Source organism: Serratia sp. JSRIV001 (assembly GCF_019968745.1).
GTDB classification, from domain to species: Bacteria; Pseudomonadota; Gammaproteobacteria; order Enterobacterales; family Enterobacteriaceae; genus Chania; species Chania fonticola_B.
The window spans coordinates 306,952-322,172 of record NZ_CP074147.1 but is presented as its reverse complement, the minus strand read 5'-3'; the positions used below and the strand labels follow the sequence as shown (position 1 = coordinate 322,172).

Below are 15,221 nucleotides of genomic sequence, written 5' to 3'. Positions count from 1 at the left end.
GCTGTTTATTTGAGAGACTCTATGACAGGTTAATCCTTACCCCAATAGTTCTACGGAGGGATAAGTTTCAGCTGTCATGTTTCAATTTTCAGCTTGTTCCAGATTGTTAAAGAGCAATATCTTAAACACGACTCGCAAGAGTCATCTTTAAGATAATCAGTCACGAATGACCGGTGATAATGTCTTTCACTCATTATCGGATGGCGTCCCCAAGGGGATTCGAACCCCTGTTACAGCCGTGAAAGGGCAGTGTCCTAGGCCTCTAGACGATGGGGACACAAAATCCGATTAAACCCAGGGTTTAACCGTTTCTCGTATCAGCATGAGTCCAGAAGACTCATTACATCAACAGGTAGCGCTTTGCTCATTACTTTTCATCAGACAATCTGTGTGGACACTGCACGCAACTGCATATCTTTAGGTAAGGAGGTGATCCAACCGCAGGTTCCCCTACGGTTACCTTGTTACGACTTCACCCCAGTCATGAATCACAAAGTGGTAAGCGCCCTCCCGAAGGTTAAGCTACCTACTTCTTTTGCAACCCACTCCCATGGTGTGACGGGCGGTGTGTACAAGGCCCGGGAACGTATTCACCGTAGCATTCTGATCTACGATTACTAGCGATTCCGACTTCACGGAGTCGAGTTGCAGACTCCGATCCGGACTACGACATACTTTATGAGGTCCGCTTGCTCTCGCGAGTTCGCTTCTCTTTGTATATGCCATTGTAGCACGTGTGTAGCCCTACTCGTAAGGGCCATGATGACTTGACGTCATCCCCACCTTCCTCCGGTTTATCACCGGCAGTCTCCTTTGAGTTCCCGCCATGACGCGCTGGCAACAAAGGATAAGGGTTGCGCTCGTTGCGGGACTTAACCCAACATTTCACAACACGAGCTGACGACAGCCATGCAGCACCTGTCTCACAGTTCCCGAAGGCACCAATCCATCTCTGGAAAGTTCTGTGGATGTCAAGAGTAGGTAAGGTTCTTCGCGTTGCATCGAATTAAACCACATGCTCCACCGCTTGTGCGGGCCCCCGTCAATTCATTTGAGTTTTAACCTTGCGGCCGTACTCCCCAGGCGGTCGACTTAACGCGTTAGCTCCGGAAGCCACGCCTCAAGGGCACAACCTCCAAGTCGACATCGTTTACAGCGTGGACTACCAGGGTATCTAATCCTGTTTGCTCCCCACGCTTTCGCACCTGAGCGTCAGTCTTTGTCCAGGGGGCCGCCTTCGCCACCGGTATTCCTCCAGATCTCTACGCATTTCACCGCTACACCTGGAATTCTACCCCCCTCTACAAGACTCTAGCTTGCCAGTTTCAAATGCAGTTCCCAAGTTAAGCTCGGGGATTTCACATCTGACTTAACAAACCGCCTGCGTGCGCTTTACGCCCAGTAATTCCGATTAACGCTTGCACCCTCCGTATTACCGCGGCTGCTGGCACGGAGTTAGCCGGTGCTTCTTCTGCGAGTAACGTCAATGAACAGTGCTATTAACACTGAACCCTTCCTCCTCGCTGAAAGTGCTTTACAACCCGAAGGCCTTCTTCACACACGCGGCATGGCTGCATCAGGCTTGCGCCCATTGTGCAATATTCCCCACTGCTGCCTCCCGTAGGAGTCTGGACCGTGTCTCAGTTCCAGTGTGGCTGGTCATCCTCTCAGACCAGCTAGGGATCGTCGCCTAGGTGAGCCATTACCTCACCTACTAGCTAATCCCATCTGGGCACATCCGATGGTGTGAGGCCCGAAGGTCCCCCACTTTGGTCCGAAGACGTTATGCGGTATTAGCTACCGTTTCCAGTAGTTATCCCCCTCCATCGGGCAGTTTCCCAGACATTACTCACCCGTCCGCCGCTCGTCACCCAGGAGCAAGCTCCCTGTGCTACCGCTCGACTTGCATGTGTTAGGCCTGCCGCCAGCGTTCAATCTGAGCCATGATCAAACTCTTCAATTAAAAGCTTGATTTGCTGCAACTCGTGCAGCGATGCTCGAAAATTAACTTTCGTAATCATTCATTCGCATGAATGACTGCTTGGTCACTCTTCAAGACTTGATATTTTTTTGCTACCGAAGTAGCTGGATATCGTCTTGTGAGTGCCCACACAGATTGTCTGATAAATTGTTAAAGAGCGTTCGTTACCGTGAAGTTTCTCGGTAACGCGGGAGGTGCATATTACGCTTTCCCGCTGAAGAGTCAACCTTTTTCTCTTACGAGACGCGGTGTTTTCACCGGGTTGCTTCTTCCTGGCTGGGCGACTTGCTCGTCGTTGTTCCCGGTCAGTGGAGGCGCATTATAGGGAGTTCTCAGAAGGGCGCAACCCCTAAATTCAAAAAACTTTTCAAGCGCGGCTTTTTTCGGCAAAACGCTGCACAAGGCAGCATTTCTATCACTTTTCGTACTGGATGCGGCTAAATTCCTGGGAAAAACGGTCCACCTGCTGCCAATCTGTATATTCCACTTCTTTACTGGTATCCGTCTCTCCCCCGGTCATTTTCATAATAAAGCGGATCATGACGCGATCGAACCAGCGATAACGCGGATAACGCAGCGCACCGGCAAACACGGCGCACTGCTTCGGCTGCCAAGGTGATGACAATAAGAACTTGCGGGTGTAGGCGTTGGTTTGGGGCGAACGCTTTTCCGGTTTGCGTGCCGTCAGGTTAACCGCGAAGAACGCGCTAGGCATCTGATTCAACTGATCAGCGTGACGCTTCACAAATCGGTGTAATGCCGTATTGAAATGCCCGTAGCGTATCGAAGCCCCTATAAGTACCTGTTGGTACTGCCCAAGCTCGATATGCTCTGCCTGCTGCAGATCGATAACGTCGCAGTTCAGGGTATCCTGCAACTGGTTAGCTATATAAGCAGCAATAGAGTGCGTTTGTCCGTCACGGCTCGAATAAAGAATCAGTGCCTTCATGGCGTTACTCCTCGTAGATACATTTACTCACGCCAGAAAGTCGGTGTGAAGAGAACCAACAGCGTAAACACTTCCAAACGGCCAAACAGCATGGTCAAAACCAGTACCCACTTTGCCGGTGGCGGCATGGTGGTAAAGTTATCGGCGACAACGCCGAGGCCAGGCCCCAGATTGTTAAGCGTAGCCGTTACCGCGGCAAAGGCCGAGAACTCGTCCACACCTGTGGCGATAATGGCCAGCATGCTGACGATAAATACCAATGCATAGGCGGAGAAGAAGCCCCACACCGCTTCAAGAATACGCTCTGGCAACGCGCGGTTGCCTAATTTGATGGTGTAAACCGCATTTGGATGCACCAACCGCTTCAACTCACGCGACCCTTGGAGGTACAGCAGCAGGATGCGGATCACTTTCAAGCCACCGCCGGTTGAACCCGCGCAGCCACCGATAAACGCTGAACAGAGCAGGAGCATTGGCAAGAACAGTGGCCATTTGGCGATGCTGTCGGTGGTAAACCCTGCAGTGGTTGCCATCGACACCACCTGGAAGAAAGCCTGATTAAGCGTTTCCATGCCGCTTCTATATATACCGTGCCACCACAGCACCACGGTACACACCGCCACCAGCGTGAACTGCACGGCGATAAACATGCGAAATTCCGGATCGCGCCAGTACACTTTCAAGCTGCGCCCGCTGAGCAAGGCAAAGTGCAAGCCATAGTTACAACCGGAGATCAATAGGAATACAGCGATGATGGTGTTGATGGCCGGGCTGGCAAAGTAACCCACGCTGGCATCATGCGTGGAAAAGCCCCCGATGGCGATAGTTGCAAAGCTATGGCCGATAGCATCGAATACCGACATTCCGGCGCCCCATAACGCCAGCGCGCAGGCAATGGTCAGCAGTACGTAAATCAGCCACAAGGTCTTGGCCGTTTCGGCAATACGCGGGCGCATTTTATTGTCTTTCAATGGGCCGGGCATTTCCGCACGGTATAGCTGCATGCCCCCGACGCCGAGGATAGGCAGTATGGCGACGGCCAGCACGATGATCCCCATCCCCCCCATCCATTGCAGCATCTGGCGGTAGAATAAGATGGCTTTAGGCAAGGAGTCTAGCCCGACCAGGGTGGTAGCTCCGGTAGTGGTTAAACCCGAGAAGGATTCGAAAAAGGCGTCTGTCAGGGAGAGATTGGGCCGTTCGGAAAACAGGAAAGGTAATGCCCCCACGCTGCCCAGCACGGTCCAGAACAACACCACAATCAGGAAGCCTTCGCGTGGCTTTAATTCATGCTTCTGCTTGCGGTTTGGCCACCACAGCATCAAGCCAATGGTCACGGCTACAAAGAAGGTCTGGCTGAATGCCCGCCCCGCTCCGTCGCGGTATATCAATGCCACCAGGCCAGGAATAAACATTGTCCCGGAAAACAGGATAACCAGCAGGCCCACAATACGGGTTATGGCGCGAAAATGCATTTCAGCACGATCCTTAACAATTCAGTTGGTGGGAATTATTGCGATATAGGGACTAATTGCAAACTTCCGCGGCTGAGATCGCGTAATTTATTCCCGAATGCCTCGGTACCGGTGGCCGGTAGCGCCAAATGTAACACCACGGCAGCACCGTAATCCCCATGCACAATCCGCCCTTCACTAAGCTGTAGCAAATTCTCTACCATTGCCAGCTGAGCATAGTCGCACTGCAAAGTATATTCGAGCTGCGGCACTTTATAGCTGACAACCAACTGCTTAAGCGCCTGTTGTACGCCGCTGCCGTATGCCCGCACCAGGCCACCGGTACCCAGCTTGATCCCACCATAGTAGCGAACTACCACCGCGGTTATTTCACCGATCCCACTGCCCATGAGCTGGCTCAGGATGGGCTTGCCCGCCGTGCCGGAGGGTTCACCGTCATCGGAGAACCCCAACTGCTGCGAATCATTCGGTGCCCCGGCAACAAAAGCCCAGCAATGGTGCCGGGCCGTTGGATGCTCGTCACGCACCTGCTGGATAAAGGCTTTGGCCGCCTCGACCCCGCAGGTGGGGGCCAGCAGGGTGATGAAACGGCTTTTCTTTATCTCTTCACTGACGCTGATGACAGCGCCAGGAATGGGGTAAGGCTGCATCAGGCCAGGTTCAGATCGCGCGTCATATTCTCAATACGCTTTTCGTGGACCACAATATTGTCCTCAATGCGGATACCGCCGTAAGGTTTCAACGCGTCGATACGATCCCAGGCAAAGTGTTTACTGAACTCGCCACTACGCCAAGGTGCCAACAGGGACTCAATGAAATACAGGCCCGGCTCAATGGTCAGCACCATGCCTGGTTGCATGACACGAGTGCAGCGCAGGAAAGGATATTTTGCGGGTGCTGCCAGATGAGTACCATTTTCATCCTGCATAAACCCGGCGGCATCATGCACCTGCAAACCAAGCGGGTGGCCTAAGCCGTGCGGCAGGAACGGACAGGTGATGCCTTGTTCGACCATCGCTTCTTCGCTGATGCCCGTTACCAGCTTATGATTTTTCAACAGTTTGGCGATACGTTGATGCATCTGTACATGGTAATCCGTGTAGCGCACCCCGGCTTTGATGGTATCTATCAGCGCAAGCTGTTCACCGTTGAGATCTTTCACCAGATGGGCGAATGCATTGTCGCTCTGAGCCGCATAGGTGCGAGTCAGGTCGGCAGCGTAGCCGTTGTATTCCGCCCCTGCATCGATCAGGAAGCTACGGGATTCGGCAGGAGGTTGATGATCCAGCTTGGTGTAATGCAGCACCGCCGCATGCTCATTCAGGGCCACGATATTATCGTAAGGCACGTCCGTATCACGATGGCCAGTGGCGGTCAGATAGGCCAGGTTGATATCGAACTCGCTCATACCGGACTGGAAGGCTTCATGAGCGGCACGGTGCCCCATCACGGCCGTTTTCTGCGCTTCGCGCATGCAGGCCAGTTCATAACCGGTTTTGATCGAGCGACGGAAATCGAGGAAATTCAGCACCGCTTGCGGATTGATGTGCTCGGCCGCAATGCCAAGAGAGAGGGCCCGCTGTTGTGCATAGCCGATATAGCCTACACGCTCGCGCTGCTGCGGCAGTTGGCTGGCGATATCATCTGCATTGGTCAGCGGCAACAGTTCAATGGATTTGGTCCAGAAGCTGTTGGGTAGCGGTTCAACGCTATGCCAGTAATCCACCGGGGAATAGAACCACAGCTTGGGTTTGTTAACGCCGTCCACCCACAACCAGCAGTTCGGCACCGACGTTACCGGCACCCACGCCTTGAAGTTGGCGTTCACTTTAAACGGGTAGCTGTGGTCGTCCAGAAAGACCCGTTGCAGCTCGCCTGAATGGATCAGCAATGCATCCAGATTGTTGCGCTCTAATACTTCACGAGCTCGTTGTTGCAGTGTTGCCAAGTGGTCGTTATACAAAGAAGCCAGCGTTTCCATCACAGTACCCTTATGCCCTCAGAACGGAATGAGCCATCTTAACACACAGATCCCACGCTCCAACCCCATCACCTCCTGCATGAGGTGTGCTTCGCAAACCTCTGCAAACAGATTGCATCCCCAGGTGATATGGCCGCTACGCACCAAAGTTTCTCGCTCAGGGGTAAAAAATAACTTGATTGGGTATCAAGCAATTAGCCATTCCCCCTGTGATCAGGTTTGCAAATATGCAATCTATTATTTGCAATTTATTAACATAAAAACCACACTCGTCATCATCTGGTCATACCAGATCATCTGCGCTGATTCAGGAGATCGACATGCTCTACCAAGGCGAAACATTACAAGTACACTGGCTCGACAACGGCATCGCCGAGTTGGTGTTCAACGCACCAGGCCCGATCAACAAGCTGGATACCAGCACCGTTGCCAGCCTGGGTGCCGCACTCGAGGTGCTGGAACAGCAAACCGAGTTGAAAGGGCTGCTGCTGCGCTCTGCCAAATCCGCATTCATCGTGGGTGCCGACATCACCGAGTTCCTCTCGCTGTTTGCCGCACCGGCTGAAAAGTTGCATGAATGGCTGGTGTTTGCCAATACCATCTTTAACCGGCTGGAAGATTTGCCGGTGCCAACCATTTCCGCCATTAACGGTTACGCGTTAGGCGGTGGCTGCGAATGCATCCTGGCGACCGATTTCCGTATCGCCTCTCCGGACGCACGCATCGGTCTGCCGGAAACCAAACTGGGCATCATGCCAGGATTCGGGGGTTCCGTACGTCTGCCACGCCTGCTGGGTAACGACAGCGCGCTGGAAATCATTGCCGCCGGGAAAGATATCGGCGCGAAAGACGCGCTGAAAGTCGGCCTGGTCGATGCCGTGGTCGCACCGGAGAAACTGGTGGAAGCCGCGCTGAAAGTACTGCAACAGGCGATCGACGGCCAACTCGACTGGCGCGCCTACCGTCAGCCGAAGCTGGAGCCGCTGAAACTGAGCCCAATCGAAGCGGCCATGAGTTTCACCACTGCCAAAGGCATGGTGATGCAAACTGCCGGGAAACATTATCCTGCGCCAATGACCGCGGTAAAAACTATCGAAGCCGCCGCCAAGTTTGGCCGTGAAGAAGCGTTGAAACTGGAAACCGCCAGCTTTGTGCCTTTGGCCCGCTCTAACGAAGCGCGCGCCCTGGTGGGCATTTTCCTCAACGATCAGTTCGTGAAAGGCCAGGCGAAAAAATTGGCCAAGAACGTTGAAGCACCGAAACAGGCTGCCGTGCTGGGTGCCGGAATTATGGGTGGCGGTATCGCCTACCAATCCGCGCTGAAAGGCGTGCCGGTGATCATGAAGGACATCAGCGACAAATCCCTGACTCTCGGCATGAATGAAGCGGCCAAACTGCTGAATAAACAGCTGGAGCGCGGCAAACTGGATGGCCTGAAGATGGCACAGGTGCTGTCAACCATCCAGCCCACGCTGGACTATGCCGGAATCGAACGCGCCCAACTGATTGTTGAGGCCGTAGTTGAAAATCCTAAGGTAAAAGCGGCGGTGTTGTCTGAAGTGGAAGCCCTGATCGGCGAAGATACCGTACTGGCCTCCAATACCTCAACCATCCCGATCAATCACCTGGCAAAATCGTTGAAGCGCCCACAAAACTTCTGCGGTATGCATTTCTTCAACCCGGTGCACCGCATGCCGTTGGTTGAGATAATCCGCGGTGAACACACCAGCGACAGCACTATCGCCGCCGTGGTGGCCTACGCCACCCGCATGGGCAAAACGCCGATCGTGGTCAATGATTGCCCTGGGTTCTTCGTTAACCGCGTGCTGTTCCCGTATTTTGCCGGGTTCAGTCAGCTGCTGCGCGACGGCGCCGACTTCCGTCAGATCGACAAAGTGATGGAAAAACAGTTCGGCTGGCCGATGGGCCCGGCGTATCTGTTGGATGTGGTCGGTATTGATACCGCGCACCATGCCCAGGCGGTGATGGCCAACGGTTTCCCTGAGCGCATGAGTAAAAATTACCGCGATGCGATCGACGTGATGTTCGATAACCAACGCTTCGGCCAGAAAAACCAGCTGGGCTTCTACCGCTACAGCCAGGATAGCAAAGGCAAGCCGCGTAAAGATAACGACGAGCAAACCGACACTCTGCTGGCAACCGTGAGCGCATCGGCACAGACCTTCAGCAGTGAAGAGATCATTGCCCGCATGATGATCCCGATGATCAACGAAGTGGTACGCTGTCTGGAAGAAGGCATTGTGGCCAGCCCGGCAGAAGCGGATATGGCATTGGTTTACGGCATCGGCTTCCCGCCGTTCCACGGTGGCGCATTCCGCTATCTGGATACGCTCGGCACCGCCAATTACGTCGAAATGGCCCAGCGTTACGCTAACCTGGGGGCGCTGTATCAAGTGCCAGCTGGCCTGCGTGCCAAGGCGGAACGTAATGAAAGCTACTACCCGGTGGTGACAGCGGCGCTGTCTGATATCTCCACTGGCCAACCGGCATGAGGTTATAAAGATGGAAAACGTAGTTATTGTTGATGCCGTACGTACGCCAATGGGCCGCTCAAAAGGCGGCGCTTTCCGCCAGGTACGCGCGGAAGATCTTTCCGCTCATCTGATGCGTGCCGTGCTGAGCCGTAACCCGGCGCTGAATGCCGCTGAAATTGATGATATTTATTGGGGCTGCGTGCAGCAGACGCTGGAACAAGGCTTCAATATCGCCCGTAACGCCGCGCTGCTGGCCGAGATCCCACATAGCGTGCCAGCGGTAACGGTGAACCGCCTGTGTGGTTCTTCGATGCAGGCCTTGCACGACGCAGCCCGCGCAATCATGGTTGGTGACGCGCAGGTCAGCCTGATTGGCGGAGTGGAACATATGGGCCACGTCCCAATGAACCACGGTGTAGACTTCCATCCAGGCCTGAGCCGCACCGTGGCAAAAGCGGCAGGGATGATGGGCCTGACCGCAGAAATGCTGGCCAAAATGCATAATATCAGCCGCGAAATGCAGGATGAATTTGCAGCCCGCTCCCACCAACGTGCCCATGCCGCTACGTTGGCCGGCTATTTCAAAAACGAAATTATCCCCACCACCGGCCATGACGCCGACGGCGTACTGACTCGTTACGATTATGACGAAGTGATCCGCCCGGAAACCACCGTTGCCAGCCTGGCGGCATTGCGCCCGGCGTTTGACCCGGTCAACGGCACCGTCACCGCAGGCACCTCTTCCGCACTGTCTGACGGCGCTTCCGCCATGCTTATCATGAGCGAATCCCGTGCCAAGTCACTCGGACTGAAGGCTCGTGCCCGCATCCGCTCAATGGCGGTCGTGGGATGCGATCCTTCGATCATGGGCTATGGTCCGGTGCCTGCCAGCAAACTCGCGCTTAAACGCGCCGGCCTGAGCGTGCAGGATATAGACCTGTTTGAATTGAATGAGGCTTTTGCCGCCCAGTCGCTGCCCTGTATTAAAGATCTGGGGCTGCTGGAAAGCATGGACGATAAGATCAACCTTAACGGCGGTGCGATTGCCCTGGGCCACCCATTAGGCTGCTCCGGCTCCCGTATCTCCACCACCTTGCTGAACAATATGGAACGCCGTGACGTGCAGTTTGGTCTGGCCACCATGTGTATCGGCCTGGGTCAGGGGATCGCCACGGTATTTGAACGCGTTTAGCTGTGTCTGATTGGATGCTCCAAAAGGGCATCCCAAAGGTTTTGTTGCCGTACTTCCCGCCTGTCAGGGGCGGGTTTTTTTATGCCTGAAATTCGATGTCAAAAAAAACGGGGCAGCATCTGGCCACCCCGTCTTTACTACCGCGCATACAATCAGATAAACGCGAAAGCATCGCCAAACATGTGCGCTTCCAGTGCACCACGCTCGGCACAGAAACGCTCACGGGCAATTTTCGCCATCTCGAAACGACCTGCAATATAGATATCATGCTCCGCCAGCGAGCCAAAATCCTGTAACACGGCGCTCAGCACCGTGCCACTGCGGCCACGCCAGTCCTCTTCCGGCTGTTCAACTACCGGGATAACCTTCAGATTTGGGTATTGCAGTGAAATCGCTTCCAGTTCGCTGAGATCATAAAGATGCTTCAGCTCACGCCCACCCCAGTAGATAGAGATATCACGGTCTGGCTGGCGCTCCAGCGCCGTCAGCAAAATCGAGCGCGCGTAAGAGAACCCGGTACCACCGGCAATCAACACCAGCGGGCGCTCGCCCTCTTCACGCAGCCAGGCTTCACCATGCGGAATATCCACGGTGATGGCCTGCTCTTTCAGCACACGATCCATCACCGCCATCGCATACAGGTTCAGTTCAGAAGCACCAATATGCAGCTCGATATAATCTTGCTGTGCTGGCGTCGAAGCCACAGAGAACGGGCGTTTATCACGTTCATCCATCACTACCATCAGGTATTGCCCTGCTTTGAACGAAAACGGTGCCTCTGGCACCAAACGTACCCGATAAACGGTATCGGTAATGGCCTCTACGGAGGTCACTTTACAGCTCAAGATTGTCATGCGTTCCCTCTGTCGGGTCATCAATGCAAGACCGAGAACAAAGACTGGCGCTTAAAGCGTCGGTTCTCTGTCACTGAATATGGCGAGCTCATCCCAGATGTCATCGATACGCGCACGCACCTTCTCATCCATTTGAATCGGACGGCCCCACTCTCTCTGGGTTTCTCCCGGCCATTTATTGGTGGCATCCAGGCCCATCTTCGATCCCAGCCCGGAAACCGGTGAGGCGAAGTCCAGATAATCAATCGGCGTATTCTCCACTAAAACGGTATCCCTTGCCGGATCCATTCTGGTGGTGATCGCCCAAATTACGTCATTCCAGTCACGCGCATTCACATCGTCATCGCAGACGATGACAAACTTGGTATACATAAATTGGCGTAGGAAAGACCAGACCCCCATCATTACGCGTTTGGCGTGCCCTGCGTACTGTTTTTTGATGGTCACCACCGCCAGGCGATAGGAACACCCTTCCGGCGGCAGGTAGAAATCGACGATTTCCGGGAACTGTTTTTGCAGGATCGGCACGAACACTTCGTTCAGCGCCACTCCCATCACCGCTGGTTCATCCGGCGGGCGACCGGTATAGGTCGAGTGATAAATCGCGTTGCGCCGTTGGGTAATATGGGTCACGGTAAAGACGGGGAAGTGGTCGATCTCGTTATAGTAACCGGTGTGATCGCCATACGGGCCTTCCGGCGCCAGCTCCCCTTGCTCGATATAACCTTCCAACACAATTTCCGCGCTGGCGGGAACTTCGAGATCGCAGGACAAACATTTGACCACTTCGGTCTTGTTGCCGCGCAACAACCCGGCAAAGGCATATTCGGACAGGTTATCCGGCACCGGCGTCACTGCGCCCAAAATGGTGGCAGGATCGGCACCCAGCGCAACGGCAACCGGGAAACGTTCACCAGGATGTTCCTGACACCACTCCTGATAATCCAGCGCGCCGCCACGGTGCGAGAGCCAGCGCATAATCAGCTTGTTCTTGCCCAATACCTGCTGGCGATAGATCCCCAGATTCTGGCGCTCTTTATGCGGGCCACGGGTAACCGTCAGCCCCCAGGTGACCAGCGGGGCGGCATCTTCCGGCCAGCAGTGCATCACCGGAATACGGCCAAGATCGACATCTTCCCCTTGCCACACCTGTTCCTGGCACGGGGCAGAGCCCAGCACCTTAGTCGGCATATTCAGCACTTGCTTGAATTTGGGGACCTTGTCGAACAGATCGCGAAAGCCCTTCGGTGGCTCCGGCTCTTTGAGGAACGCCAACAGCTTGCCCACTTCGCGCAGCGCACTGACGTCTTCCTGCCCCATCCCCATCGCCACCCGCTTGGGCGTGCCGAACAGGTTACAGAGCACCGGCATATCGTAGCCTTTCGGGTTTTCGAACAGCAACGCCGGGCCGCCTGCTCGCAGCGTACGATCGGCAATTTCTGTCATTTCCAGATAGGGATCAATCGGCTGGCTGATGCGTTTTAGTTCCCCTCTCTTTTCCAGCAACGAGAGGAAATCGCGTAGGTCACGGTATTTCATGCAAGCCATTACACCATTGATTTATAGAAGATTTAAACGACGATCCCTGAAAATCTCAAGGGGGTTCGACGTTTAATTAACTGGCTGATTTTAAGGCGTTTCACAGCAACGGATAGATTAACAAATTCTAGCCAATCTGCCCACATTAGCGCTACTAGTTTGGGTTGTCATCACAATGCTGAATCTGTAGGGGCGCCGCATGCTGCGCCCCCTTCGGTTTATCAATGGCAGATGAACGGCACCAACGAGCGCAGCGCCAAAGTATCATGATATTCCTGTATCTCTACCCCGTGGCGGAACACTTTAAAGCCCTGCTCCCTGGCGCTGAAGTAGCGCAGATCGTTGCCGCAGACGTGCAGCAGGCTGCCTTCACGCAGTGCAACAACCGACTCGCTTGGGTTTACCGCACAGAACTCTGCCAGGCGCTCATCACGGGTTTCACCCATGTGGCCGCTGATGTGGGCATCGATGTAATGTGGGTTGATCTGGACCGGGAACAACCCCAGCGCAGGCAACACGACGCTGCTGCGTACCGGCATATCGTTGGTGGTACGGATGCTCGGCGTCGCCACGTTACAGCCAGCGCTCCAACCTACATAAGGCACTTCGCGCTCACGCACCGCACGCTGGATTGGCACAATCAGGCCATTTTCATGCAGCATCTGGTTCAGCATCCAGGTATTGCCGCCGCTGACCAAAATACACTCGGCCTGTGCGATCGCCTCTGCCGGGGACTCGGCGTGGTGGATGCTGGTAACCTTGATCCCCAACGTCTGCGACAGTTCCCCCGCACGCTGGTCGTAATCACCGCGGATCATGGCATAAGGAATAAATACGGCCGACGTGATGTTACGGCGTTCAATCATGGCCAACAGCTGACTCTTGGCATAACCGAGCAGTTCGGCCTCGCCGGAAAGCTTGCCGTTACTCAGTAAAAATAGCTCCATGTCTCTCCCTCAGTGCAAGAATGATAAAGGCGTCACATTGAGCATCAGGCTTGCCCACCATACTGTGACAGTCGTAAATTTGAGGCCTATTGTTATACCTGAATCAGGTAAACAAATATGTGACTTTATGCTGGCTACCGTGGATTGCCGCAACTCATGGCAACAAGATGGACGCTTGCGTCACTAGGTATCCGTAGTGGCTTTTGGTATGCTTAACGGCTGACAGAAAGGCATGTGAAACTATGGAATCTTGGTATTTACTTTATTGTAAGCGCGGCCAGCTGTTGCGGGCCCAGGAACACCTGGTAAGGCAAGCCGTCAACTGCCTGAGCCCAATGATTACGTTGGAGAAAATCGTGCGTGGCAAGCGTACCGCCGTTAGCGAACCGCTGTTTCCCAACTACCTGTTTGTTGAATTCGATCCGGAACGTATTCACACCACCACGATCAGCGCTACCCGTGGTGTCAGCCACTTTGTACGATTTGGAGCCTTACCGACCCAGATACCGTTACAGGTTATCGAAGAGCTCCAGACACATAGCGAAGAATACTATGTGGACCCAGAGACCCCACAGCCGGGCGATACGGTGTTGATCACCGATGGCGTGTTCGAGGGCCTACATGCGATCTACACCGAACCCGACGGTGAAGCCCGCTCGATGCTGCTGCTGAATTTGATCAACAAGCAGATTAATCAGAGCATCGATAACCGGCAGTTCCAGAAGCTGTAATGCAAACAGGCACCCAAGGGTGCCTGTTTTGTCCGCTACCGATTAACGGCGCATCGCATCATCATGCAGCCACTGGGCGACACGCTTGGCGAAGTAGGTCAGCACACCATCAGCCCCGGCACGCTTAAAGCACAGCAAGGATTCCATCACCGCCGGTTGCTCCTGCAGCCAGCCGTTCTGGATCGCCGCCATATGCATCGCATATTCGCCCGACACCTGATAGGCGAAGGTCGGCACCCCGAAGGTATCTTTGACACGCCGCACCACGTCCAGATACGGCATCCCCGGCTTCACCATCACCATATCCGCGCCTTCCTGCAGATCCTGAGCAATCTCTTGCAGGGCTTCGTCGCCGTTGGCCGGATCCATCTGATAGGTTTTCTTGTTGCCGCCTTTCAGGTTACCGGTGGAGCCGAGCGCATCACGGAACGGGCCGTAATAGCATGAGGCATATTTGGCGGAATACGCCATGATCTGGGTATTCACCAGGCCTTGCAGCTCGAGTTGATCGCGGATCGCGCCGATGCGGCCATCCATCATATCGCTGGGAGCCACGATTTCGGCACCGGCTTCAGCGTGAGATAGCGCCTGGCGAACCAGAATCTCTTTGCTGATGTCGTTGATCACGTAGCCATGTTCGTCGATCACCCCGTCCTGCCCATGGGTCGTATACGGGTCGAGCGCCACATCGGTCAGGATCCCCAGCTCCGGCACGGCATCTTTCAACGCACGCACGGTGCGCTGCACCAAACCATCCGGGTTGTAGGCTTCCTCGGCATGCAGCGACTTCAGGCCAGGCTCAATCACCGGGAACAGGGAGATCACCGGCACGCCGAGCTTGGCAATGGCTTCTGCCTCTTTGATCAGCAGATCGATGCTCATGCGCGATACGCCAGGCATCGAGGAAACGGCTTCCTGACGGTTGCTGCCTTCCATGACAAACACCGGGTAGATCAGGTCATTGACCGTCACCTGATTCTCGGCGACCAAACGGCGGCTGAAGTCATGGCGGCGCACACGGCGCATACGGCGACCAGGGAAGGTGCCCGGAAATGCATAGCTCATAATTTTCTCCTA

At 54.6% G+C, this 15,221-nt stretch carries 11 protein-coding genes, 1 tRNA gene and 1 rRNA gene; 3 read left to right on the top strand and 10 right to left on the bottom strand.

The annotated features are described in order from the left end of the window. Positions 1-201: 201 nt before the first annotated feature. The 6 genes from KGP17_RS01380 to pepQ form a co-directional block, all read right to left on the bottom strand. A tRNA-Glu gene (locus KGP17_RS01380) sits at positions 202-277 on the bottom strand. Positions 278-422: 145 nt separating this feature from the next. Continuing rightward, positions 423-1,963, bottom strand: a 16S ribosomal RNA gene (locus KGP17_RS01375). A gap of 433 nt (positions 1,964-2,396) precedes the next feature. Then, a complete protein-coding gene (gene hemG / locus KGP17_RS01370; protein WP_021181453.1) occupies positions 2,397-2,930 on the bottom strand; it encodes a menaquinone-dependent protoporphyrinogen IX dehydrogenase in 534 nt (177 codons plus the stop codon). Between the two features lie 23 nt (positions 2,931-2,953). Further along, the gene (gene trkH, locus KGP17_RS01365) at positions 2,954-4,405 is read right to left on the bottom strand and encodes a Trk system potassium transporter TrkH (RefSeq protein ID WP_021181454.1); all 1,452 of its coding nucleotides are present in this window, start codon (positions 4,403-4,405) and stop codon (positions 2,954-2,956) included. 35 nt (positions 4,406-4,440) lie between these two features. Beyond that, positions 4,441-5,055, bottom strand: a complete 615-nt coding sequence (locus tag KGP17_RS01360; RefSeq protein WP_021807951.1) for an IMPACT family protein — start codon at positions 5,053-5,055, stop codon at positions 4,441-4,443. Continuing rightward, positions 5,055-6,386: a Xaa-Pro dipeptidase gene (pepQ, locus tag KGP17_RS01355; protein WP_094983278.1), complete on the bottom strand. Its 1,332-nt coding sequence runs from the start codon at positions 6,384-6,386 to the stop codon at positions 5,055-5,057. Before pepQ ends, KGP17_RS01360 begins: the two co-directional genes overlap by 1 nt. Positions 6,387-6,706: 320 nt before the next feature. Between pepQ and fadB the strand changes: the two genes are divergently transcribed. After that, entirely contained in the window at positions 6,707-8,899 is a 2,193-nt protein-coding gene (gene fadB, locus KGP17_RS01350) for a fatty acid oxidation complex subunit alpha FadB (RefSeq protein WP_059199062.1), read from the top strand. 10 nt (positions 8,900-8,909) lie between these two features. Further along, the gene (gene fadA, locus KGP17_RS01345) at positions 8,910-10,073 is read left to right on the top strand and encodes an acetyl-CoA C-acyltransferase FadA (protein ID WP_021807954.1); all 1,164 of its coding nucleotides are present in this window, start codon (positions 8,910-8,912) and stop codon (positions 10,071-10,073) included. Positions 10,074-10,225: 152 nt separating this feature from the next. Here the strand turns inward: fadA and fre are convergent, their stop codons facing one another. The 3 genes from fre to pepE all read right to left on the bottom strand — a co-directional run bounded on the left by fre (position 10,226) and on the right by pepE (position 13,413). Beyond that, on the bottom strand, positions 10,226-10,927 hold the full coding sequence (gene fre / locus KGP17_RS01340) for an NAD(P)H-flavin reductase (RefSeq protein ID WP_021807955.1): 702 nt from the start codon (positions 10,925-10,927) through the stop codon (positions 10,226-10,228). A gap of 51 nt (positions 10,928-10,978) precedes the next feature. Next, positions 10,979-12,475: a 4-hydroxy-3-polyprenylbenzoate decarboxylase gene (gene ubiD, locus KGP17_RS01335; protein WP_059199063.1), complete on the bottom strand. Its 1,497-nt coding sequence runs from the start codon at positions 12,473-12,475 to the stop codon at positions 10,979-10,981. A gap of 212 nt (positions 12,476-12,687) precedes the next feature. Continuing rightward, positions 12,688-13,413: a dipeptidase PepE gene (pepE, locus tag KGP17_RS01330; protein ID WP_021807957.1), complete on the bottom strand. Its 726-nt coding sequence runs from the start codon at positions 13,411-13,413 to the stop codon at positions 12,688-12,690. 242 nt (positions 13,414-13,655) lie between these two features. On the opposite strand from pepE, the gene rfaH reads away from it, so the two are divergent. Then, positions 13,656-14,144 (top strand): transcription/translation regulatory transformer protein RfaH, encoded by a 489-nt coding sequence (gene rfaH, locus KGP17_RS01325; RefSeq protein ID WP_021181462.1) that lies wholly within the window; start codon positions 13,656-13,658, stop codon positions 14,142-14,144. Positions 14,145-14,186: 42 nt separating this feature from the next. Here the strand turns inward: rfaH and hemB are convergent, their stop codons facing one another. Beyond that, on the bottom strand, positions 14,187-15,209 hold the full coding sequence (hemB, locus tag KGP17_RS01320) for a porphobilinogen synthase (RefSeq protein ID WP_021181463.1): 1,023 nt from the start codon (positions 15,207-15,209) through the stop codon (positions 14,187-14,189). Positions 15,210-15,221 lie beyond the last annotated feature (12 nt).